This is a genomic window from Aeromicrobium sp. Leaf291 (assembly GCF_001423365.1).
Taxonomy (GTDB): domain Bacteria; phylum Actinomycetota; class Actinomycetes; order Propionibacteriales; family Nocardioidaceae; genus Aeromicrobium.
This window is the reverse complement of record NZ_LMNM01000003.1, coordinates 241,596-261,944: the sequence shown is the minus strand read 5'-3', so window position 1 is coordinate 261,944 and position 20,349 is coordinate 241,596. Positions and strand designations below refer to the sequence as shown.

The 20,349-nt window shown below is 72.9% G+C and carries 23 protein-coding genes and 1 tRNA gene; 14 read left to right on the top strand and 10 right to left on the bottom strand.

What is annotated here, in order from left to right; genetic code table 11:
* Both ASF35_RS15010 and ASF35_RS15005 read right to left on the bottom strand, forming a co-directional pair.
* Positions 1-807: a DUF1295 domain-containing protein gene (locus ASF35_RS15010; RefSeq protein WP_235492863.1), complete on the bottom strand. Its 807-nt coding sequence runs from the start codon at positions 805-807 to the stop codon at positions 1-3.
* The gene (locus tag ASF35_RS15005; protein ID WP_055969173.1) at positions 804-2,111 is read right to left on the bottom strand and encodes a cyclopropane-fatty-acyl-phospholipid synthase family protein; all 1,308 of its coding nucleotides are present in this window, start codon (positions 2,109-2,111) and stop codon (positions 804-806) included. The genes ASF35_RS15010 and ASF35_RS15005 overlap by 4 nt, the downstream gene beginning before the upstream one ends.
* Before the next feature lie 143 nt (positions 2,112-2,254).
* Here ASF35_RS15005 and ASF35_RS15000 point away from each other — a divergent pair, with 143 nt between their 5' ends.
* Genes ASF35_RS15000 through ASF35_RS14990 form a run of 3 tightly spaced genes read left to right on the top strand, consistent with a single transcriptional unit; the run spans position 2,255 to position 4,866 of the window.
* On the top strand, positions 2,255-2,704 hold the full coding sequence (locus ASF35_RS15000; protein ID WP_055969169.1) for a PGPGW domain-containing protein: 450 nt from the start codon (positions 2,255-2,257) through the stop codon (positions 2,702-2,704).
* Positions 2,705-2,713: 9 nt separating this feature from the next.
* Positions 2,714-3,922: a S8 family serine peptidase gene (locus ASF35_RS14995; RefSeq protein ID WP_082495542.1), complete on the top strand. Its 1,209-nt coding sequence runs from the start codon at positions 2,714-2,716 to the stop codon at positions 3,920-3,922.
* Positions 3,919-4,866: a 1-aminocyclopropane-1-carboxylate deaminase/D-cysteine desulfhydrase gene (locus ASF35_RS14990; RefSeq protein WP_055969163.1), complete on the top strand. Its 948-nt coding sequence runs from the start codon at positions 3,919-3,921 to the stop codon at positions 4,864-4,866. The genes ASF35_RS14995 and ASF35_RS14990 overlap by 4 nt, the downstream gene beginning before the upstream one ends.
* 7 nt (positions 4,867-4,873) lie before the next feature.
* On the opposite strand, the gene ASF35_RS14985 is transcribed toward ASF35_RS14990, so the two are convergent.
* Together ASF35_RS14985 and ASF35_RS14980 are read right to left on the bottom strand one after the other, a co-directional pair.
* Entirely contained in the window at positions 4,874-5,539 is a 666-nt protein-coding gene (locus ASF35_RS14985) for a hypothetical protein (protein WP_156368057.1), read from the bottom strand.
* Complete coding sequence (locus ASF35_RS14980) at positions 5,532-7,181, bottom strand: Ig-like domain-containing protein (protein WP_055969158.1); 1,650 nt, start codon at positions 7,179-7,181, stop codon at positions 5,532-5,534. Before ASF35_RS14980 ends, ASF35_RS14985 begins: the two co-directional genes overlap by 8 nt.
* A 156-nt stretch (positions 7,182-7,337) precedes the next feature.
* Here ASF35_RS14980 and ASF35_RS14975 point away from each other — a divergent pair, with 156 nt between their 5' ends.
* Positions 7,338-8,705, top strand: a complete 1,368-nt coding sequence (locus ASF35_RS14975) for an NAD(P)/FAD-dependent oxidoreductase (RefSeq protein ID WP_055969155.1) — start codon at positions 7,338-7,340, stop codon at positions 8,703-8,705.
* A 3-nt stretch (positions 8,706-8,708) separates the two neighbouring features.
* On the opposite strand, the gene ASF35_RS14970 is transcribed toward ASF35_RS14975, so the two are convergent.
* The gene (locus ASF35_RS14970) at positions 8,709-9,701 is read right to left on the bottom strand and encodes a DNA topoisomerase IB (RefSeq protein WP_055969152.1); all 993 of its coding nucleotides are present in this window, start codon (positions 9,699-9,701) and stop codon (positions 8,709-8,711) included.
* Positions 9,702-9,813: 112 nt separating this feature from the next.
* On the opposite strand from ASF35_RS14970, the gene ASF35_RS14965 reads away from it, so the two are divergent.
* On the top strand, positions 9,814-10,776 hold the full coding sequence (locus ASF35_RS14965) for a PHB depolymerase family esterase (protein WP_055969149.1): 963 nt from the start codon (positions 9,814-9,816) through the stop codon (positions 10,774-10,776).
* Positions 10,777-10,969: 193 nt separating this feature from the next.
* Here the strand turns inward: ASF35_RS14965 and ASF35_RS14960 are convergent, their stop codons facing one another.
* Positions 10,970-11,518 carry a TetR/AcrR family transcriptional regulator gene (locus ASF35_RS14960; protein WP_055969147.1) on the bottom strand — a complete coding sequence of 183 codons (549 nt, stop codon included), beginning with the start codon at positions 11,516-11,518 and terminating at the stop codon, positions 10,970-10,972.
* A 58-nt stretch (positions 11,519-11,576) separates the two neighbouring features.
* Between ASF35_RS14960 and ASF35_RS14955 the strand changes: the two genes are divergently transcribed.
* The 4 genes from ASF35_RS14955 to ASF35_RS14940 all read left to right on the top strand — a co-directional run bounded on the left by ASF35_RS14955 (position 11,577) and on the right by ASF35_RS14940 (position 14,072).
* Positions 11,577-12,038: a PaaI family thioesterase gene (locus tag ASF35_RS14955; RefSeq protein WP_055969144.1), complete on the top strand. Its 462-nt coding sequence runs from the start codon at positions 11,577-11,579 to the stop codon at positions 12,036-12,038.
* Positions 12,039-12,125: 87 nt separating this feature from the next.
* Positions 12,126-12,198, top strand: a tRNA-Arg gene (locus tag ASF35_RS14950).
* A gap of 252 nt (positions 12,199-12,450) precedes the next feature.
* Positions 12,451-13,428, top strand: coding sequence for a hypothetical protein (locus ASF35_RS14945; protein ID WP_156364665.1), 978 nt, complete (start codon positions 12,451-12,453; stop codon positions 13,426-13,428).
* An 8-nt stretch (positions 13,429-13,436) separates the two neighbouring features.
* Positions 13,437-14,072, top strand: a complete 636-nt coding sequence (locus ASF35_RS14940) for a hypothetical protein (protein ID WP_055969137.1) — start codon at positions 13,437-13,439, stop codon at positions 14,070-14,072.
* Positions 14,073-14,103: 31 nt separating this feature from the next.
* Here the strand turns inward: ASF35_RS14940 and ASF35_RS14935 are convergent, their stop codons facing one another.
* Positions 14,104-15,282: a PQQ-dependent sugar dehydrogenase gene (locus ASF35_RS14935; RefSeq protein ID WP_055969132.1), complete on the bottom strand. Its 1,179-nt coding sequence runs from the start codon at positions 15,280-15,282 to the stop codon at positions 14,104-14,106.
* A gap of 143 nt (positions 15,283-15,425) precedes the next feature.
* On the opposite strand from ASF35_RS14935, the gene ASF35_RS14930 reads away from it, so the two are divergent.
* The 5 genes from ASF35_RS14930 (at position 15,426) to ASF35_RS14910 (ending at position 18,794) form a co-directional block, all read left to right on the top strand.
* A complete protein-coding gene (locus ASF35_RS14930; protein WP_055969128.1) occupies positions 15,426-15,704 on the top strand; it encodes a hypothetical protein in 279 nt (92 codons plus the stop codon).
* Between the two features lie 92 nt (positions 15,705-15,796).
* Entirely contained in the window at positions 15,797-16,801 is a 1,005-nt protein-coding gene (locus tag ASF35_RS14925; protein ID WP_055969125.1) for a PHB depolymerase family esterase, read from the top strand.
* On the top strand, positions 16,798-17,595 hold the full coding sequence (locus ASF35_RS14920; RefSeq protein ID WP_055969122.1) for an HAD-IIA family hydrolase: 798 nt from the start codon (positions 16,798-16,800) through the stop codon (positions 17,593-17,595). The genes ASF35_RS14925 and ASF35_RS14920 overlap by 4 nt, the downstream gene beginning before the upstream one ends.
* A gap of 106 nt (positions 17,596-17,701) precedes the next feature.
* Entirely contained in the window at positions 17,702-18,598 is an 897-nt protein-coding gene (locus tag ASF35_RS14915) for an NAD(P)-dependent oxidoreductase (RefSeq protein ID WP_156368056.1), read from the top strand.
* Complete coding sequence (locus ASF35_RS14910; RefSeq protein ID WP_055969116.1) at positions 18,588-18,794, top strand: hypothetical protein; 207 nt, start codon at positions 18,588-18,590, stop codon at positions 18,792-18,794. Before ASF35_RS14915 ends, ASF35_RS14910 begins: the two co-directional genes overlap by 11 nt.
* 8 nt (positions 18,795-18,802) lie before the next feature.
* Here ASF35_RS14910 and mscL read toward each other — a convergent pair whose 3' ends face one another.
* The 3 genes from mscL to ASF35_RS14895 form a co-directional block, all read right to left on the bottom strand.
* Positions 18,803-19,186 carry a large conductance mechanosensitive channel protein MscL gene (gene mscL / locus ASF35_RS14905; RefSeq protein ID WP_055969111.1) on the bottom strand — a complete coding sequence of 128 codons (384 nt, stop codon included), beginning with the start codon at positions 19,184-19,186 and terminating at the stop codon, positions 18,803-18,805.
* Positions 19,187-19,272: 86 nt separating this feature from the next.
* The gene (locus ASF35_RS14900) at positions 19,273-19,881 is read right to left on the bottom strand and encodes an SAF domain-containing protein (RefSeq protein ID WP_055969109.1); all 609 of its coding nucleotides are present in this window, start codon (positions 19,879-19,881) and stop codon (positions 19,273-19,275) included.
* Positions 19,882-19,982: 101 nt separating this feature from the next.
* On the bottom strand, positions 19,983-20,294 hold the full coding sequence (locus ASF35_RS14895; RefSeq protein WP_055969105.1) for an FmdB family zinc ribbon protein: 312 nt from the start codon (positions 20,292-20,294) through the stop codon (positions 19,983-19,985).
* Positions 20,295-20,349 lie beyond the last annotated feature (55 nt).

Below are 20,349 nucleotides of genomic sequence, written 5' to 3'. Positions count from 1 at the left end.
TCACGCCTTCTTCGGGGGCAGGGGGATGAAGCCGCTCGTGCGACGGACGTAGTCGTCGTAGCCGGGCTTGGTGCGCTTCATGCCCTTCTCGTTGAGCGAGGCTCCGGTGACCTTCGTGAGGAAGATCGTCATGGCGATCGGGCTGATCACCGTGGCCACACCGGCCCACGACGACGCCGCCACGATCCAGATGCCGGTCCACACGCAGGCGTCGCCGAAGTAGTTCGGGTGCCGGGTGTAGCGCCAGAGGCCCTGGTCCATGACCTGGCCCTTGTTCTCGGGGTCCTTCTTGAACCGGGCCAGCTGCCAGTCGCCCACGGCCTCGAAGAACAGACCGACGGCCCACACGGCTGCGCCCAGCCAGCCGAGCCAGCCGATCGTGCCGACGTTGTTCATGCCCACCATCACCGGCGTGGCCACGAGGAACATCGCGATGCCCTGGGGGAGGAACACCCGGGTGAGCGCGACCTGTCCGAACGAGCGTCCGTCCTTCTCGGCCAGCTCGGCATAGCGGGGGTCCTCGTCCTTGCCGCTGTTGCGGTGGTGCAGGTACACCGCGAGCCGCACGCCCCACACGGCGGTGAGCACGAGCAGCAGCAGCTGGGTCCCCGGCATCCCGTCGCCGTAGCCGGTCACGAAGACCGAGACGACGGCCACCGCCACGAAGCCCAGCGGCCACGCGGTGTCGACCACGGTGAGCTTCTGGATGCGCACCGAGATGGCCATGCAGACGGCCATGAGGACGACGACCGTGAGGAGGCCGAAGCCGAGCGTGACCAGCGCGTGCGAGGTGTCGTTGGCGATCAAGCCAACCACTCCAGGGGGCTGGCCGGCATGTCGCTGCGGCCGGCGGGGGAGGGCTTCACGGCCAGGATCTGGTCGACGCCCATGCGGTTCTCCTCGAAGGCGAGCGACCCGCCGGCCAGGTAGAGGCGCCACACGCGGGCGGTCTCCTCACCGACGAGGGCTACGGCCGTGGCCCAGTTCTCCTCCAGGTTGGCGGCCCACCCGGCGACGGTCTGCGGGTAGTGCTCGCGCATGGCCTGCACGTCGCGGATCTCCAGGCCGGCACCGGCGATGAGGCCGATGGTCTTCGCGATCGGCTTCATGTGCATGTCGGGGGCGATGTACGTCTCGATGAACGGTCCGCCGCCGGGACGGTCGCCGGGCGCGTCGTTGCTGCGCGACATCTGCTGGATGAGCACGCGTCCGCCGGGGCGCAGGTAGCGCTGGATCGACTCGGTGAACACCACGTACTCCTCGTCGCCCACGTGCTCGCCCATCTCGATGGAGGCGATGGCGTCGATCGTCCCGTCGGCCACGCCCGCTCCGGCGAGGTCGCGGAAGTGGCGCAGGCTCACGTCGACGCGACCCTGCAGCCCACGCTCGGCGGCGCGCTTCATGACGTAGTCGCGCTGCTCCGACGACAGCGTCACGCCGGTGACGTGCACGCCGTAGTGCGCGGCGGCGTGCAGGCTGAGCGAGCCCCAGCCGGAGCCGATGTCGAGCATCCGCATGCCCGGTCGCAGCCCGAGCTTGCGGCAGACGAGGTCGAGCTTGGCCGTCTGCGCCTCCTCGAGGGACATCGACGGATCGGCGTGGAACCCGCTGGAGTAGGCCATCTGCGGGTCGAGGATGAGCTCGTAGAAGTCGTTCGACAGGTCGTAGTGGTGGCTGATGGCCGCCCGGTCACGCTCGCGGCTGTGCAGCTCGCCGGTCAGGTTCGACTCGGCGGCCGGTGCGGCGGGGCGTCGGCCGATGGCGCCCAGGCGCACCGCGAGGCAGGCGCCGCGCAGCTTGAGGCGCAGGCCGATCTTCGGCCGACCGGCCTTGCCGTCGGCCTCGCGGGCCACGCGGACCGCCTCCCACATGGTGCGCAGGCCATCGGCCAGGTCGCCCTCGAGGTCGAGGTCTCCCTGCACGTAGGCGCGGGCGACGCCGAGCTCACCGGGGGAGTGCAGCACGTGCCGCACGGCGCGCTTGTCGCGCAGCACCAGCACGGGAGCGTCGGCCGGTCCGGCCTCGCTGCCGTCCCAGAGCCGGAGCCGGACGGGCAGGGACATGTCGAGGGCTTCCTCGGCGAGGGACAGCAGGGCGGCGGCCTTGTTCATGGGTCAATCCTGGTCTGGTCGGCGTGGACCCGCCATCCGGGGTCCGCGAGAACCATTCGATGCCGTGGCCACCGTGGATCGGTGTGTCCAGGACCGCACCAGGTCCGTGCCCCGGTGTGGGTGGACTAGGGCATCCTGTGGCCATGAAGCAGCAGCGTCGTGAGCGCGGCGTGCTCGAGCGTGTCGCCACCGAGACGTTGGGCTGGGTCCTGGTCGTGGTGGGGATCATCCTGTGGCCGCTCCCGGGACCCGGCCTCCTGATCATCCTCGCGGGCATCACGGTGCTCTCGCGCCAGCACGCCTGGGCGCGGCGGGTACTGGGGCCCGTGCGCGAGAAGGCGATCGAGGCGGCGCGCTTCGGCGTCGCCACCTGGCCGCGCATCACCCTCAGCGCCCTCGGCGGGGTGTGGCTGTTCGCGCTCGGCGTCGTGTGGTGGATGTCGCCGACGATCCCGGAGTTCAGCGTGCTCGGCGTCGGCTTCGGACCCCGGCTCCCCGCGGCTGGATGGGCCACGGGCCTGGGGCTGATGGCCTCCGCGGTGGTGGCGTGGGGTCTGCTCGTCTACAGCGTGCGGCGCTGGCGAACGCGGTAGTCTTCGCCCGTGACGCCCCGACGTCGTCGTCCCCCTGTCGCTGTGACCGTCCTCGCCGCGACGGTCGCCGGTCTCCTGGCGTCCGGGATCACTCCGGTCGCCGCGTCGGACGAGCCGCCGGTGGACCGGACGGCGGAGCGGATCGTGGCCCGCGCCGCGGACGGCCAGCCGTTGCGCGTGGTCACCACGACCCTCGGACCCCAGGGTCGACCTGAGATCAGCACCACCGTCGTGTCCAGTCGCGATCGAGCCAGGCTGCTCGTGGCCCGTGCGCTGCGCGACCGCGACGTCGACGCGGTGTCGGTCGCGCTGCCCGTGCGCACGACCGCGTCGAACGACACGCTCCGCCCCCGGCAGTGGGGCCTGACCCGGCTCCAGGCCGAGACCGTCTGGACGCGGGCGAACGGCGCCGCCACCAGGACCACGAGGCGTGCGGTCGTCGCCGTCCTCGACACCGGGGTCGACGCCACGCACAGCGACCTCAGGGGCAACGTCGGGGCGGGCTACGACGTGCTGGCTCCCGGCACCAGCGCGGCCGACCCCAACGGCCACGGCACGCACGTGGCCGGCATCGTGGCCGCCGTCGCGGGCAATAGTCGTGGGGTGGCCGGACTCGCGCCCCGCGCGGCCATCCTGCCGATCAGGGTGCTCGACTCCGCGGGCCGCGGCACGAGCGACGCGGTCGCGCGCGGCATCGTGCGTGCGGCCGACCGCCGGCCTCATGTCATCAACCTCTCGCTGAGCATCCCGGGCGACGACCCCGCCGTGCGGCAGGCCGTGGCCTACGCCCAGCGCAGGGGCGTGCTCGTGGTCGCCGCGGCCGGGAACACCGGGTGCGGCCTGTTCGGACGCACGCAGTACCCCGCCGCCTACGCAGGAGTCGTCGGGGTCGGGTCGCTCGACTCCTCGCTCGCCGCCTCGCGCTTCAGCAGCTGCGGATCCTGGGTCGACGTCGCCGCTCCGGGGGGCGGCATCTGGTCCACCGTGCCGAGGCAGAACAGGGTGGGCTGCTCCGGGACCTACTACTGCTCGCTCAGCGGCACGTCGATGGCGGCGCCGCACGTGGCCGCCGCAGCGGCGATGGCCATGAGCCGGCGTGGCTGGAGCGCCGGCACGGTTGCCGCGCGCCTCGAGAGCACGGCCCGCGACCTCGGCGCCCGCGGCAAGGACCGGACGTACGGCGCCGGCCTGCTCGACGTGAGGGCCCTGGTGGGATGACCTTCCTCGCGCGCCGCTTCCCGGACGCCGACCTGCCGTGGGTCCGGCTCGGGACCGGCCCCACGCCGGTGCGGGAGCTCGACGGCTTCTGGGTCAAGGACGAGGCGGGCTTCGGCGACGGCGGGTGGGGTGGCAACAAGGTCCGCAAGCTCGAGTGGATCATCCCCGAGCTCCATCGTCGGCGCCGCAGAGTGATGTTCACCGTGGGTGGCATCGGGACCCACTGGGGTCTCGCCGCCGCGCTCTACGGACGTGAGCACGGGTTGCGCGTGGTGCTCGGCCTCGTCGACCAGCCGGTCGACGACCACGTGCGCGAGCAGACACGACGCCTCGACGCCTCCGGTGCCGACATCCACCGGTTCCGGTCGGTGCGGAGCCTGAAGCGCACCGCGCCCCTCCTGCTCGCGCGCTACGCCGACGGACTGCGTCTGCCGCACTACGTCCCGGCCGGCGGATCGACCGCGGTCGGCAGCCTCGGGTACGTCGAGACCGCCCTCGAGATCGCGGAGCAGGTCCGGGCCGGTCTGCTGCCCGAGCCGGCCACCGTCGTGACGGCGGTCGGGTCCGGTGGAACGGCCGCCGGCCTCACGCTCGGGCTGCGCATGGCGGGTCTGCGCTCGCGGGTGCTGGGCATCGTCGTCAACGACTCCTTCCGCCTCGACGCCGTCACCATCGCGCGGCTGGCCGACCAGACGGCCGCACTCCTGCGCACCCGGGGCGCTCTCGTGGAGGAGCGCATCGGTCCGCGCGACCTCGTCGCCGACGCGTCGTGGCTCGGCGAGACCTACGGTGCCCTGACGCCCGAGGCCGAGGAGGCCCGCGCCTGGGCCGCAGACCAGGGCTTGGAGCTCGAGCCTGTCTACACGGCCAAGGCGCTCGCCGCGATCCGCGGGAGCGCTCTCGACGGCCCCGTGCTGTTCCTGCAGACGCACGGCCCGCGGTAGCCGACCACTATCGGGGTGGCGCGTCCCCGCGCTCCTCGAAGGGAGTCATGGGCGGCATCAGGTGGGTGAGCTCCTGGCTGAGGTGCGCCCAGCGGGCGACCTGGCGCATGCGGTCGCCCTCGGCCGTGCGCTGGCCGTCGCCCCACGGTCGGGGCCACCCGCGCGCGAGTGACAGGACACCGCCCGCAGCGAGCAGACCCGTGCCGATGGTCCGCCTCCGCCACGACGGGGCCACGTAGAGCTGGTCGCCGAAGCCCGAGTGCGGGATCCAGCGGAACGCGCCGACCTGCTCGGCCGACTGGATGCCATGGTGCTGCGCCTGGCGCACCGTCAGGAGAGCCGTCTCCTCGACGTCGCCACCGGTGAACGCCACGATCGACGTCGCGGGCGGACCGGACGCCGGCTCAGGCTCCGGGACCTCCACGAACCAGAGAGGAGGTGCCTTGGGTGCCGCGTCCGCCGTCACCTCGAGCCGGGACACGAGCCCGTCGGTCAGGTGTGCGACGGCGACGACGCCCGCGGCTTCCTCCGGCCCGGCCCCCGCCTCGGGAACCGTCAGCGCGGTCCCGTCGGCGTGCCGGTCGGACTGGACGAGCGAGACCCGCACGAGCGCGCCGCCGGAGTCGACGACACGCACGTGCCAGATCGGGAACGCGGGTGCGTCGTCAGGCACCCGCGGCGTCCCTGCGGCGTCGGCTTCCGGCGACGGCCGCGGCGCCGGTCGCCAGCAGCGCAGCGCCGAGGGCCAGCAGGCCGGTCCGCGGGCCACCGGTCGAGGGCAGGTTCGACGTGGCCGTCGCGACCGTGCCGATGGCAGAGCCCCCGCGCGACGCGTCGGCGGGCGCGGTGGAGCCGTCGTCGGAGTCGGCCGGGTCCTCGGGGTCGACCGGCGTGACGGCACCGTTGTCGCCGACCAGCACGCTGACCGTGGCCGTGTCGGACCCGTTGCCGTTGGTGAGGCGGTAGGTGAAGGTGTCCACTCCCTCGAAGCCCGGCTCAGGCGTGTACCGGATCCGCTGGGTGCCCGCGCTCGGCACGGCCAGCACGCCGACGCGGTCGTCCGGGCCCGGCTCCGGCGTCGGAACCGTGGCCTCGCCCACCAGCTCGGCGGTGCCGCCGTCGGGCTGGGACGCGACGTCCAGCGTCGTGCCCGGGTCCTCGCTGTCGTCGTTGGCGAGCACGTCGACGTCGACCGGGTCGCCGTCGAAGGACTCGTCCTCGTCGTCGACGGCATCGGGGAGGATCGCGCCCGCGTTCGTGAACAGGGCGACGGCGCTGTCGGAGGACTCACCGGGACTGAAGAAGAAGCAGTACTCGGGTGTCTCCTCCGTGCACGGGTCGATCACGCGCCGACGCGGCGAGGCGATGGCGCCGGGCGCGGCCGACTCCTGGGTGATGACGTAGGTCGAGCCGGGGTTCCCCTCGCGCTCGCTGCACCTCGACGAACCGGGGCCGAACTCGAAGGTGGTGAACGTCGTGCAGGTCGTGGGATCCGGGGTCGTACCGTCGGCGCGGATCTCCTGGATGCGGAACACGCCGCCGGCCGTCCCCTGGGGGGCGTAGGACCCGTCGGCCAGCTGTACGCCCACCCGGAACTTCGTGGTGCCGAAGTCCGCGTTCACCGGCGGTGCGACGTAGGCCTCGACCTGCAGGTCCACCGTGGCCGTGGCGGTGGTGCCGTCGGCCGTCGTCACGCGGTAGGTGAACGAGTCGGGTCCGGTGTAGTCCTCGTCGGCGTCGAACTCGACGCGCAGCGAGCCCTCGCCCGGTACGTCCTGGCCGGGCTCCTCGAAGCGGGATCCCACCACGTAGGCCGTGCCGTGCTCGCCCTGGCTCTCGATCGTGAGCGAGCGGATCGCGTCGGTGCTGGTGTCGTTCTGGAGGACGTAGAACGTCCCGGTCCGGCCCGCGGTGACGTCGCCCGTGTCGTCGGCGAGCACGAGCTCGGTGTCGGCGGCGGCCACCTCGGGCCCCGGCGCGGCCTCGGCGGCGGGCTCGGCCTCGTCCTCCGTCGGGGCCACCTCGACCGGCTCCTCGGCCGGTGCGGCGACGTCCTCGGACGCAGGTCCGTCCACGGCGTCACCTGCGGGGGGCTCCTCGGCGAGCGCTTCCTGCTCCTGCTCGGAGGTGAGGGACGGCTCGACGCCGGACGACTCGGTGGTGGTCCGGTCCGTCGAGGACGTCTCGGGAGCGAGGTCCTCGTCGGCCATGGCCGTCGGCGCGACGCCGACGAGCGTGACGAGGGTGGCGGCACCCGTGACGGCCAGACGGCCGATCGGGGTGCGCAGGAACGAGGTGCCGGAAGGCAGGGACATGAGGCTCCGCGGGAGTGCGATGTGGGTCGTCCCGCGGGTGCGGGCTCCGTGAGCGTAGGTCACGGCGGCCGACTCCGCCCGCCTTTCGCGGCTCTGTTCACCCGGGAGTCGCGCCCCGGTCCTGCGCGAGGACCACGGCGGGGCCACGATGGAGGCATGACGACGTGCGACGTGGTGGTGATCGGTCTCGGACCCGGTGGCGAGGCGCTGGCGGTCCGACTGGCGGGGGAGGGGCTCGAGGTCGTGGCCGTGGAGTCCGGTCTCGTGGGCGGTGAGTGCCCCTACTGGGGCTGCATCCCGTCGAAGATGTTCATCCGCGCCGCCGGCGCGATCGCGGAGACCCGGCGCGCGGTGGAGCTGGCCGGCGCCGCGACGGTCGAGCCCGACTTCTCCGTGGTCGCGAAGCGCATCCGTGAGCAGGCCACCGACGACTGGGACGACACCGTGGCCGCCGAGCGGCTCGAGAAGTCGGGCGCGCGCCTGGTCCGCGGTCACGGTCGGCTGGCCGGTCCCGGCGTGGTCGAGGTCGACGTCGCCGGTGGGGGGACGCAGCGCATCGAGGCCCGGCGCGGCGTCGTGCTCAACCCGGGGACCCGGGCCGCGGTGCCGCCGATCGACGGCCTCGCCGGCACGCCCTTCTGGACGAACCACGAGGCTCTCGAGGCGACCGTCCTGCCGAGCTCCCTCGTGGTCATCGGTGGCGGGCCGATCGGGCTCGAGCTGGCGCAGGCGTTCGCTCGCTTCGGCAGCGAGGTCACGGTGGTCGAGGTCGGACCCCGGATCCTGGGCCCCGAGGAGCCCGAGGCCTCCGACGTGCTGCGGGGTGCGTTCGAGCGCGACGGCATCGACGTGCGCGAGGGCGACAGCATCACCTCCGTCTCCCACGACGGCACGCAGTTCACCCTCGACCTTGCCTCGGGCACCGTCCACGCCGAGCAGGTGCTGGTGGCGGCCGGACGGAAGCCGTCCATCGGCGACCTCGGGCTGGAGACCGTCGGTCTCGACCCTGACGCCCGGTCGATCGAGGTCGACGACGCGATGCTCGCGACCGACGGCGTCTGGGTCGTCGGTGACGTGGCCGGGCGCGGCGCCTTCACCCACGTCTCGATGTACCAGGCGGACCGCGCGGCCCGCGCGATCCTCGGGGAGGACCTGCCCGACTACGACACCTCGTTCCCGCGGGTGACGTTCACGGACCCGGAGGTCGGCGGCGTCGGCCTCACCGAGAAGCAGGCGCGCGACCGTGGTCTCGACGTGGCCGTCTCCACCACCGACCTCGCGCAGAGCTCGCGCGGTTTCACCCACGGCCCGGGCGCCGAGGGCGTCGTCAAGATCGTCGTCGACACCGCCCGCGACGTCGTCGTCGGCGCCACGGTGGTCGGACCCGCCGGGGGCGAGACCGTCTCGGGTCTGGCGGTGGCGGTCCGCGCCGAGGTCCCGGTGGCGACGTTGCGGAACTCCGTGTTCGCCTACCCGACGTTCTGGCGAGCGGTCGAGAGCGTGCTGCAGGACGTGGCGGAGTAGCCCTCAGCCCTTGCCGAGCAGCTCGAGGACCTGCTTCTCCAGCGTGCGGCTCACCGGCTCGCCCGGAGCGACGGGACGGTGGCCGCCGGCCACCACGACCCCGTCGTCGAAGAGGTCGACGACCCGCGGGTCCACGTACGACGAGCGTGCGACGGCCGGGGTGTTGCCGAGGTGCTCGGAGACCTCCCGCATGGCGGCGGCCACCGACTTCTTGCGCGCGGTCTTGGTCGACGCGTCCGACGAGGAGAGGGCGGCCGCCGCGATCACGGTGCCGCGCCACGTGCGGAAGTCCTTCGCCGAGAACTCCTCGCCCAGCATCTCCTTCACGTAGTCGTTGACGGCTGACGCCCCGAGGGTCGACCAGCCGTCGTCGCCGCGGTACGCCAGCAGGACGTCGCCGCCGGTGCGGCGGCGACGCAGCGGCTCGAGCGCCGAGATGAGCCTCTCGTCGCGCAGCGCGACCTCCAGGTCCTGGCCGCTCTTGGCCACGTAGGAGAACACGAGCGTGTCGCCGTCACGTCGGACGTGCTGCTTCTCGATGGTGGTCAGCCCGTAGCTGCCGTTCTCGTCGGCGTAGCGGTCCGAGCCCACCCGGAAGATCCCGAGGTCCAGCAGACCGAAGGCCAGGGCGGAGACGCTGCGCAGCGTCGGCTCGTCGGTGACCTCGTCGCGGGCACGGTCGCGGACGTCGAGCAGTGCTGCGGCGAAGCCCTCCATGTGCACGAACTTCTCGGCGTCGCGCCGTTCGCGCCAGGCCGGGTGGTACAGGTACTGACGGCGTCCGGCGTCGTCGGTGCCGACCGCCTGCAGGTGGCCGTTGTGCGCCGGGCAGATCCAGACCTTCGTCCACGCAGGCGGGATGACGAGCTGCTTGCAGCGCTCGACGTCGATCTCCTGCAGCGGGGCGCCATCCTGGTCGAGGTAGCGGAAGCCTCGGCCGTGTCGCACCCGCGACCAGCCGTCCATCGAGGCGGAGACTCTGCGCAGCCGGACCATGCAGCGACGGTAGGTCGCCTCCGTGGCCGCCGCGACTCGAGCCGAGCGCCGACGCGGCGTCGATCACGAGGTGTCGACCTCGGCGTGGGGCGGGACCCGGCAGACTAGGGGCGTGCGAGCTCTCGTCGCGGTCGTCGTCCTGTCCCTCACCCTGGGCGCCTGCACGCGCGGTTCGGCAGGCACCGAGGCGCGACCGACCGGCACGCCGTCGACGGCCGGGTCCGCGGGGACGACTCCCGGCTGCGGGTCCGTGCCCGACGACGTCACCGGGGCGACGCGCGACGTGACCCGCAGGATCACGGTCGACAGCACGCTGCGGCAGTACATCGTGCACGTGCCGACCGGCTACGACGGCTCACGCCCCCTGCCTGTCGTGTACCTCTTCCACGGTCTCGGCAGCTCCGCCGCGGAGGTCGCGACGTACGCGTCGTTCCCGGCGGCCGCCGACGACCGGGACTTCATCCTCGTCTCGCCGCAGGCCACCGGGACGCCAAGCACCTGGGACGTCCTGACACCGGCCTCCACGGCCGGCTCCGACGCCGCGTTCTGGCTCGAGCTCACGACGTCGCTCGGCGACGAGTGGTGCGTCGACGACGACCGGCAGTACGCGGCCGGCATGTCGAACGGGTCGGCGGTCATCTTCGCGATGGCCTGCTCGGGCGAGTTCCCGTTCAAGGCCTACGGCGGCGTGGCTGCCACCTTCTACGACGACGCTGCCTGCGGTGACGCCCCGCCGGCATCGGTCGTCTACTTCCACGGCACGGGCGACGAGGTGGTCCCGTTCGACGGCGGGGAGACCCCGTTGTTCCCCGTCCGCTCGGTCGACGCCGTGATGGCCGACTGGGCGAAGCACGACGGCTGCGCCACGAAGCCGCGCACGACCGAGGTGGCCTCCGACGTGGAGCTGGAGCGGTGGCGCGACTGCGACGGCTCCGCGCGCCTCGAGACGTACGTGATCGACGACGGTGGGCACACCTGGCCCGGGGCGGACTTCGAGGTGCCCGTGCTGGGGAAGACCACCTCCTCGATCGACGCGACCGACCTCATGGTCGAGTTCTTCGGGCTGGGCGACTGAGGGTTCGCTGGGCGACGGACTGGCCGACTGGGCCGAGCGAGGGATGGAGCACGCGCGCACCCTGCCTCCGCAGTGACGTGAGGGCGGGGACGCGGTGGGTCGCGGAGACTGCGCGCTGTCGTCGCGCGCGACGCCGCTGAGCCGTTACGTTGGAAGGACCTCCCCCCGTGCCGACCCCTGGAAGGCCACTGGCCTAGGTGCGGGGGGAGGCCCCGAGCAGCCCCGTCAGGTGGCGCCGGACGTCGTCGAGGGGCTCCGGGTCCCGAGCCACGCGCGAGCGCAGGATGGCTCCCTCGACCGCACTGAGAGCCACGCTGGCGGCGCTCGGGTCGCCCGTGGTCTCGGACAGCAGGGCGTGCAGGCGCTCGAACACCGCCTGGGCGGCAGCGTTCACCACCGGGTCGTCATCGACCGCCGCGGCCGCGATCGGACAGCCCAGTGCTCCGCCGTGGCGACGGATCTCCCGCTCCCACCAGTCCAGCATTGCCTCGAGCATCGCGACGGCGGGCTGCTCGGGGGCGGCCGCGGCGCCGTCGGTCATCAGTCTCTCCAGGTGTCGTCCTGCGACCCGGACGGCCTCGGCGACGAGGGCCGGCTTGCCGGCCGGGAAGTGCTGGTAGATCGATCCGCGCGCCGCACCGCTGCGCTCGAGGACCTCGGCCACGCCGGTGCCGTGGACCCCACGCTCGCGCACCAGCGCGATGGTGGCGGTGACGATGCGGTCCCTCGCTCCGGTGGCCATCGACCCACTATAGACCGATCGGTCTATAGTGGGTCCTCGTCGATCGAGAGGGTCCGTCATGACGTCGCTGTCAGCCGAGCAGCTGGAGCACCTGAAGCAGCTCACCGGGCTGGAGTTCCTCCGGACCGCCTTCGCGGCCGAGGACAGGCCGCCCTTCATCGGGGACCTCCTCGGCCTCGAGGTCGAGTCGCTGGAGGAGGGGACGGTCGTGTTCTCGGTGCCGACCAAGCCCACCTTCGCCAACCCCCTGGGGTCCCTGCACGGCGGCATCTGCGCCACCCTGCTCGACTCGGTGATGGGCTGCTCGATCCACTCGACGCTCGAGGCGGGCGTCGGGTACGGGACGCTCGAGCTCAAGGTCAACTACATCCGGACCGTCCCGGTCGACGGTGCACGCCTGGTCGGGACCGGCCGCACCATCCACGTCGGACGCCAGGTGGCCACCGCCGAGGGCTCCATCGTCGACGCCTCCGGCCGGCTCGTCGCCCACGGCACCACGACCTGCATGATCTACCGCTGACCTGCCGAGGTCGGGTCGGCTGCGCCCCGCTCCTGCCGCGCCTGCCAAGATGGGGGTGCGTCGTCACCCCTCGGGGCTCGGCGCCCCGCCCCCGTAGCTCAGGGGATAGAGCAACGGTTTCCTAAACCGCAGGTCGCAGGTTCGAATCCTGCCGGGGGCACGTACGGCCGGGGCGTGGGGCACGTACGGCCGGGTCGTGATGGGCGCGGAGCAGCAGCGGCAGGGAAACGGTCTCCTCAGTCGCAGGTCCCAGGTTCGAACCCAGCCCGGCTTCGCCGGTCGCCGGCCCGAAAGGTCCGGGCCGCGCCGGGTCCAAGGTCCCCTTTCGTGGGAGTGCGCCCCGTCGACCTGCGCAGAGCCCCATACTGGTCGCGGCCCGCCCCCTGTCCCGTCCGGAGCACCGATGTCCCTCATGAGCGCTCGCTCGCCCCTTGCCCGCCTCACCGTCGCGGGCGCCTGCGCCGTGGCCGGTCTCGTGACCGTCGCCGCGCCTGCGCTTGCCGACGACACCACCTCGAGCGACGTCGACGGCTCCGAGGAGTCGACGCCGACCTCCACGCCCGAGACCTCCGCGGCCCCGGACGGCGAGTCCGACGTCGAGGAGAGCACCAGCCCGGAGACCGGGACGTCGACGTCCGAGGCGACGTCCACCGAGGACACGCCCGACCCGAAGGTCGTCGACGACGTCGACGAGGCCGAGGAGGTCGTTCCGAACTACGGGTCGCGCAAGTTCCGGGTGGGTGTCCGCCTCGCCGAGGACAACGACCTCCCCGCCGGGACCGTGACCGAGGGCAGCGTCCTCCGGGTGACGGTGACGAGCCAGGACGGCGCCGACTCCGAGACCTTCGACTGCACCACCATCGCGGTCGGAGACCCGGGGAGCGGCGACAGCCAGTGCGAAGGCAACTTCTTCCGGCCCTACCCGAACCAGCCGGAGCTGCGCGCCAGCGCCCGAGGTGTCGACATCGACGATCCCGGCCAGTCCGCGACGGACCGGTTGAACTGGTACTACACGACGCCGGGGGCCACGGTCACCGTCCAGCACCTCTCGTCCCCGGGCGAGCTGGCGCCCGAGACGAGGACCGCAACCGTCACCCCGTGCGAGGTGAGCGAGACCGATGCCCTCTTCTGCGACGACACCGCGGACGTGTGGTTCGAGCTGGGCGCGCCGAATCCGGAGGAGCCGGCCGAACCGACCGATCCCTCGGGCCCGACCGATCCCTCGAACCCGGCTGACCCCTCGGACACGAGCGACTCCTCGGACGCGGCCGGCTCGGCACGTCTGCCCGACACCGGGGGCCCGGAGGGCGCACTCCTCGCGCTCGGTCTCGCCATGGTCGCCGCCGGCGGCACGGCCGTCGCGGCCGGCCGACGCCGTTCGGACGCCTGAGCCGCCTCGTGCTCGGGCCGCAGGTCTGGCGCTGTCGGGCTCTGGGGCCCGACGGCGCCACGGCCTGGTTCGCGTCGGTCGTCGGTGGCGCTCGCCCCGACGGCACCGTGACGGAGCTGCTCGCCGCAGAGGCCGAGGACCTGGTGCGTGGGGAGACCGTGCTCTGCCGGCTGACCCCGCGGGCCGACGGCACGCCATTGCGGCTCGAGGTCGCCCCCGCGCTGCTCGAGCGCACCGGTGGGCTCTGGTTCGTGCAGGTGCACGAGCCCCAGGAGCGTGAGCCCGCGACCAACCTCGTCGCCTTCGCCGGCGGGACGGTCCCGGCAGGTGAGGTCCTGCAGGGACGTCTGCCGCGCGAGGCCGGCGTCCGCGCCGCCGACCAGGCCGGTGCGGTTCGGTGGTGGCCGCGCACCGGAGAGGTGGACCAGGTCTACGTGGCCCCCACCCGCCGGCGCAGCGGGCTGTCCACCGTCCTGCTCGCCGCCGCCGGCACGGTCGCGACGGCCACGGGCACGCCCCCGCTCTGGGGAGACGGGCAGCGCACGGCGCTCGGCGAACGGATGAAGCAGGGCTCGCCGTGGAGCCACCGGTTCGCCGAGCTGGAGCACCTGGCGCCGCCGATGACGCCGTTCGACGAGCGTTGAGCCGGGACCTGCGTGCCGCCCTGGCGTCCCGTCAGCGCGGCGTGATGCGCAGGATCTTGTCGTCGGACCCGTTCGACGTCGTCACGTAGAGCGCGCCGTCGGGGCCGAGCTGCGCGCCCCGCAGGCGCCCGTACGTCCCGTCGAGCTCCGGCGGGCGCACGTCGTCGACGAGCTTCAGGGCCGAGTCGAACGTGAGGAAGCGCAGGTGCTGACCCTTCAGCGCCGAGACCGCCAGCGCGCCGTCGAGCGCACCCCAGCTCTCGCCCGTCACGAACGCGGCTCCGCTGGTGGCGATGGTCGGCTGGCCGGAGCTCCACGACGCTGCCCGCTGCGCCCCTGGGATCGCGAAGTCGGTCATGGGCGAGTTGGCGCCCTCGTTGTAGAACGGGTCGCCGGCCTTCCGCGCCACGGGGTTCCAGCCGTGGTTGCCGCCCTTGACCAGGCCGTTGATCTCGTCGTCGCGGTACGAGCCGTGCTCGGCCGACCAGATGCGGCCCGTGGAGGGCTGACGCGCGAGCCCCTGCACGTTGCGGTGGCCGTAGGTCCACAGCCGCCGCTGCATCGCGTTCGCGGCCGTGCCCCACGGGTTGTCGCGGTACCCGTTGCCGGTCGAGCTGACCACGCGGAGCACCTTGCCGCCGCCGGACCGAGGCGCCTGCGGCACGTCCGGTCGGGCCGCGTCGCCGGTGCCGATGTAGAGCGAGAAGCCCGCGCCGCGCTCCAGGGCGCAGCCGCCGTGGCGCCCCGAGCGGGAGACCAGGCTGGTCACGAGGTTGCGCGAGAAGGTCGCCTTGCGCGTGGTCCGGTCCAGCTTCCAGGCGACCACACGGACGTCGGCGGTGGAGCCCGAGCGGTAGCCGTGGCAGGTGAAGAAGAGGCCGGTCTTGGCGAAGTCGACGGAGGTCTCGATCCCCATGAGCCCCGTCTCGCCGCCGTTCCACATGCCCGCCGGGCGGGAGAGGACGACCGTCGAGCGGCCCGACGGCTCGAGCATCGTCACGGTCCGGGCGTCGCGCTGGGTGTAGAGCATCGAACCGTCGGGCAGGAACGTCAGCGCCCAAGGATGGACGAGTCCGGACTGCACGACCTCGACGTCCAGGGCCGGGGCCTCGGCGGCAGCGGAGGTGGCGGCCGGCGTGCCCCCGACCAGGAGGGCAGCGGCGAGCGAGGCGCTCGCGCACAGGACGACGGAGACGCGGCGCAGGTTCATCGACCCAGTATCCGTGCGGTCCGCCGATCCGTCACCCTCTCCGGCGAGGTCGTCACGTCGCCGACGCGCGCCGACGCGGGATCGGTCGTACGCTCACCGCACCACGCAGCACGCCCGCGCACCTCGGAGGCCTCATGTCACGGATGGACGAACGCTCCTGGACCGTGGTCGTGTACGAGGTCAGCGGCGTGCGCGAGCAGCAGAGGATCCTCGCCGACTTCCACACCGCGGCGATGAGCGGCGTGGTCGCGCTGGGTACCCACAACGGGTCCAGCGTGTACGTCGTGGTCGAGTGCCGGGGCGCGGGTGACCAGTGGCTGGTCGACGCCGTCGTGCACCAGATCGACCCCGGGGCCCGGTGCACCAGCGAGCACCCGCAGCCTGCGGGGCTCGCCTCCGTGGTCGCTCCCGCAGACGGCTGACCGCCCGCAGGGGGTGCGCGCCCCGGAGCGCGGGTGACGGCCGACGCGTCGACGATGCCGAGGCCGGGGTCCGCGCCGCGTAGGATGTGCCCGTGGTGTCCCTGGTCCGTCGTGCTCGCACGCATGCCTCGGGACCGCTCCTCGTCCTCCTCGCGTCGGTGCTCACGGCGAGCCTCGTGCTCGCCGGCACCACCATGGCGCGTTCCGACGAGCCGGCGGCCCCGCCCGTCGCCGACGGTCCGTGCAGCACCCCCGCGCCCGGCATCATCGGCACGAGCCAGCGCACCATGACCTTCGGTGGCGCCGACCGGCGCTACCTCGTGCACGTACCCGCCAGCTACGACGGCAGCCGCCCGCTGCCGGTCGTCGTGCTGTTCCACGGTCTCGGACGAGATCCGGAGTCGATGCTGCGCATGACCCGCATGGACCAGCTGGCCGACACCGAGGACGCCGTGGTCGTGGCACCCCAGGCGCTCGGCAAGGTCCCCGCGTGGCGGTTCCGTGAGGTCGACGGTCGCGACGGGGCCGACCTGGCCTTCGTCGACGCGCTCCTCGACGACGTCCGCAGCACGACCTGCACCGACGAGTCGCGCACCTACGCCGTGGGTTTCTCCAACGGTGGCGCCCTCACGATGGCGCTCGCGTGCCGCGACGACGACCGCTTCGCCGCGTACGCGTCGGTGGCCGGCCCCTACCGCACCCCCGAGTGCGCCCAGGCGCCCGCCCGACCCCTCATCGTGTTCCACGGCATGAAGGACAAGGTCGTCCCGCTCAAGGGTGCCGCCAAGACGAAGATCGGGCGGCTCCCGTCGGCGGTTCTCACGGCCGCACGCTGGGCCCAGCAGAACGGGTGCCTGCCGGGTGCGCGCACCAAGCTGCCCGGTGGCGTCGTCCACCTCGCCTACACGCCGTGCGCGGGCGGCGCCGACGTCGAGGCCTACTTCCTGGGCGCCGGCAAGCACCGCTGGCCCGGCGGTGACGCGCCCGGCGCCACCGTCGACTCGCCCCGGACCCGACCGGCCAAGGGTGACGTGGACGCGACCCAGCTGATCTGGGACTTCGTGCGCACGCACTCCATCGACCAGGAGAAGCCATGACCAAGCCCGTCGTCTCGTGGCTCACCGACATGGACGGCGTCCTCGTGCACGAGGAGCGCGCCATCCCCGGTGCGGCCGACTTCATCGCGGCACTTCGCACGCAGGAGCGCCCGTTCCTGGTGCTCACCAACAACTCGATCTTCACCCCGCGCGACCTGCGGGCCCGCCTGCACGCCGCCGGGCTCGACATCCCGGAGTCGGCGATCTGGACGTCGGCCCTGGCCACCGCCAAGTTCCTGAGCGAGCAGCGTCCCGAGGGAACCGCCTACGTGATCGGCGAGGCCGGGCTGACGACGGCCCTGCACGACGTCGGCTACGTGATGACCACCCGCGACCCCGAGTACGTGGTGCTGGGCGAGACCCGCACCTACTCCTTCGAGGCGATCACCAAGGCCATCCAGCTCATCGAGAGCGGGGCCCGGTTCATCGCCACGAACCCCGACCCCACCGGTCCCTCTCCGTCGGGCAGCCTGCCGGCCACCGGATCGGTCGCGGCGCTCATCACGAAGGCCACCGGCGTCGAGCCCTACTTCGTGGGCAAGCCCAACCCGCTCATGATGCGCACGGCTCTGAACCGCATCGAGGCGCACTCCGAGACCACCGTCATGATCGGCGACCGCATGGACACCGACGTGCTCTCGGGGCTCGAGGCCGGGCTCCGCTCGATCCTGGTGCTCACCGGCTCCACCTCCCCGGGCCAGGTCGACCGGTTCCCGTTCCGGCCCACCCGCGTCGTCGACTCGATCGCCGACGTCGTCCCCCTCGTCTCCGAGCTGGCCGACAGCGACGCCTGAGGGCCCTGGGCCCGGTTCCGCTATCCTGGTCCGATCGATCGCCCGACCGGCGGTCGACACCAGTCCACACACGGCGGTACACCACCCGACGTCACGGAGCCAGAACGTGAAGGTCTTTCTCACCGGAGCCAGCGGAGTCATGGGCCGCTCGACGATGACGAGTCTCGTCGACGCAGGACACGACGTCGTCGGTCTCGCCCGATCCGACCGGGCCGCCTCCGTCGTCGAGGCCCACGGCGGCCGCCCGCACCGCGGCACCGTGTTCGACGCCGACGCGCTCGTCGAGGGCATGCGGGGCTGCGACGTCGTCATCAACTTCGCCGGACGGATGCCGGTGGGCCTGTCGATGCTGCGCCCCGGCGCGTGGCGGGCCAACGACCGGATCCGGGCGATCGGCTCGCAGCGGGTGGCCCAGGCGGCCCTCACGGCCGGCGTCCCACGACTCGTGCAGCAGAGCCGTTCGTCCATCTACGCCGACGGTGGCGACGACTGGATCGACGAGCAGGCCCCCGTCGAGATCACCCGCGACACCGACACGATGGCCGAGGCCGAGCAGCACGCCGAGGCGGTCCGCCGGCACGGCGCCGACGTGGTGGTGCTGCGCTTCGGCCAGATCGTCGGCCCCGACCCCAGCTCGCGCTGGATGGTGCGTCGTGCCCGGTCCGGCCGGCCCACCGGCTGGGGCGACCCCCAGTCGTGGGTCCACCTCGTGCACGTCGACGACGTCGGCACCGCAGCGGAGTCGGCCCTGACCGCGCCGGTGGGCACCTACAACGTGGGCGCCGAGCCCTGCCGTCGTGCCGACCTGGCCGAGCAGCTCGCGCTCGCGGGCGGGCGCCGCGGCGGGCGCTTCCACCACCGCATCACCCAGAAGGTCGCGGGCGTGCGGCTCGAGACGTTCTCGCGGTCGCAGCGCATCAGCTCGCAGCGCTTCGGCGACCGCGCCGGCTGGCACCCCCTGTTCCCCAAGCTCACCCCGGACTGGCTCGACGGTGTCGGCTGACGACGAGGCGCGGCGCGCGGAGCAGGAGCGCCGGCGGCGGGCCGCGCTGCTGCTCGGGGACCTGCTGCCCGACATCACGCGCGACGAGCGCGACGACGACGTGTCGCCACCGCCACGCACGAAGGGCGGGACGCCCGCACCGTCTCGTCGTGACGACGAGCTGATGCGGGACGTCCCGCCCCATCACGGCGGCTAGACCAGAGGTCAGCCGATCGGACGCTGCAGCGAGTCGCGGATCTCGCGGAGGAGCTGGATGTCCTCGCTGACGCCCTCGGGCTCGGGCTCCTTGCCACGCGAGAGACGCTCGTTGACCGCCTTCATGGGCACGACGACGACGAAGTAGACGACCGCCGCGGTGAGCACGAAGGTGATGATGGCGGTGATGAACGCACCGTAGGTGAACACCTGACCGTTCACCTCGAAGCTGCCGCCCGCCGTGCCACCGCCGCTGACCAGCCCGATCAGGGGGTTGATGAACGAGCTGGTGAAGGCGCTGACGAGTGCGGTGAACGCCGTGCCGATGACCACCGCCACGGCGAGGTCGACGATGTTGCCGCGCAGCAGAAAGTCCTTGAATCCCTGGATCATGGTGTCCCCCTAGGACGGTTGGAAGAGTCGTCCTCGAGCGTAAGGCACGGGATGCGCGGCTCCGAGCACCGTCGCCGTGGCGGTGGTCAGGCGGTGCCGGGGGAGACCGCCACGACGCTGAGCTGCGCCTCGAGACCGGCACGGGCGAGGGTCAGGGCGGTCTCGCGTGGCGTCTGGACGGCGAGCGTGGCCTCCTCGGCGCCGTCCGGCGCGGGCACGGCAGCGACCTGCGCCGACGTCGCGACGACCGTGGCCCTCGGTCCGTCGTCGCGCGCGGCCACGGCCACGACGTCGACCCGGTCGCCGACCCGCAGCCCGTGGGTGGCCGCTGCGTCGGCGAGGCGGAGCGTGGTCACCACGTGGCCCTCGGGCAGCTGGTCGGTGGTGCCGGCCGAGAGCACCCGGGCGTCGGTGAACACCTCGCCGGCGCGCATGGGGCCTCCGACGCGTCGCCCCAGGAGCGTCTCGACGTCGGTGAGGACGCGGGTGGGAGCCGCGGTGCGGGGGAGCCGGGCCACGGTGACGTCGGCGTCGGTCAGGGCGTGCCCGCTGGGCAGGTCGGCCGCCGCCACGGCGACCGTGACCGTGTCGCCGGGCTGGCGGACCGCGACCACCGTGAGGAGCACGGCCAGGCCGGTGCACACCGCGGCCAGGAGTCGGCGGTGGTCGAGCACGGCGGAGAGGAGTCGGTCCATCCGTGCAGGCTAGGAAGTGGGCGGTCTGCGCTCCACCGGTCGTCCACAGCCCCGGCGCGGCTCACGTGGTGCGGACCACGAAGCAGCACGGGGAGCCGGGGTCAGGAGGCAGAGCCTCCGGAGGACGTCGAGCTGCTCGACGTCGCACTGCTGGTCGAGGTCTTCTCCTTGGCGCCGCCGGAGTCCTTGCTCGCCGGCGTGCTCGAGGAGCTCGAGGAGTCCGACGAGGTCGTCGTCCCACGGCTGTCGTTGCGGTAGAACCCGGAGCCCTTGAACACCACGCCCACCGCGTTGAACACCTTGCGGAGCCGGCCCTGGCAGGCAGGGCACTCGGTCAGCGCGTCGTCGGTGAACGACTGGTGCACCTCGAGCGCTTCACCGCAGTCGGTGCACTGGTACTGGTAGGTCGGCACGGGTCTTCTCTCCTGACGTCATGCCGGCGCTCAGGTGCTGAGCCGGCAGGAACTC

Coding starts and splice junctions, on each gene's coding strand:
- ASF35_RS15005 (WP_055969173.1), bottom strand. CDS start 2,111: ATGAACAAGGCCGCCGCCCTGCTGTCCCTCGCCGAGGAAGCCCTCGAC.
- ASF35_RS15000 (WP_055969169.1), top strand. CDS start 2,255: ATGAAGCAGCAGCGTCGTGAGCGCGGCGTGCTCGAGCGTGTCGCCACC.
- ASF35_RS14990 (WP_055969163.1), top strand. CDS start 3,919: ATGACCTTCCTCGCGCGCCGCTTCCCGGACGCCGACCTGCCGTGGGTC.
- ASF35_RS14980 (WP_055969158.1), bottom strand. CDS start 7,181: ATGTCCCTGCCTTCCGGCACCTCGTTCCTGCGCACCCCGATCGGCCGT.
- ASF35_RS14975 (WP_055969155.1), top strand. CDS start 7,338: ATGACGACGTGCGACGTGGTGGTGATCGGTCTCGGACCCGGTGGCGAG.
- ASF35_RS14970 (WP_055969152.1), bottom strand. CDS start 9,701: ATGGTCCGGCTGCGCAGAGTCTCCGCCTCGATGGACGGCTGGTCGCGG.
- ASF35_RS14960 (WP_055969147.1), bottom strand. CDS start 11,518: ATGGCCACCGGAGCGAGGGACCGCATCGTCACCGCCACCATCGCGCTG.
- ASF35_RS14955 (WP_055969144.1), top strand. CDS start 11,577: ATGACGTCGCTGTCAGCCGAGCAGCTGGAGCACCTGAAGCAGCTCACC.
- ASF35_RS14945 (WP_156364665.1), top strand. CDS start 12,451: ATGAGCGCTCGCTCGCCCCTTGCCCGCCTCACCGTCGCGGGCGCCTGC.
- ASF35_RS14935 (WP_055969132.1), bottom strand. CDS start 15,282: ATGAACCTGCGCCGCGTCTCCGTCGTCCTGTGCGCGAGCGCCTCGCTC.
- ASF35_RS14930 (WP_055969128.1), top strand. CDS start 15,426: ATGGACGAACGCTCCTGGACCGTGGTCGTGTACGAGGTCAGCGGCGTG.
- ASF35_RS14920 (WP_055969122.1), top strand. CDS start 16,798: ATGACCAAGCCCGTCGTCTCGTGGCTCACCGACATGGACGGCGTCCTC.
- mscL (WP_055969111.1), bottom strand. CDS start 19,186: ATGATCCAGGGATTCAAGGACTTTCTGCTGCGCGGCAACATCGTCGAC.
- ASF35_RS14900 (WP_055969109.1), bottom strand. CDS start 19,881: ATGGACCGACTCCTCTCCGCCGTGCTCGACCACCGCCGACTCCTGGCC.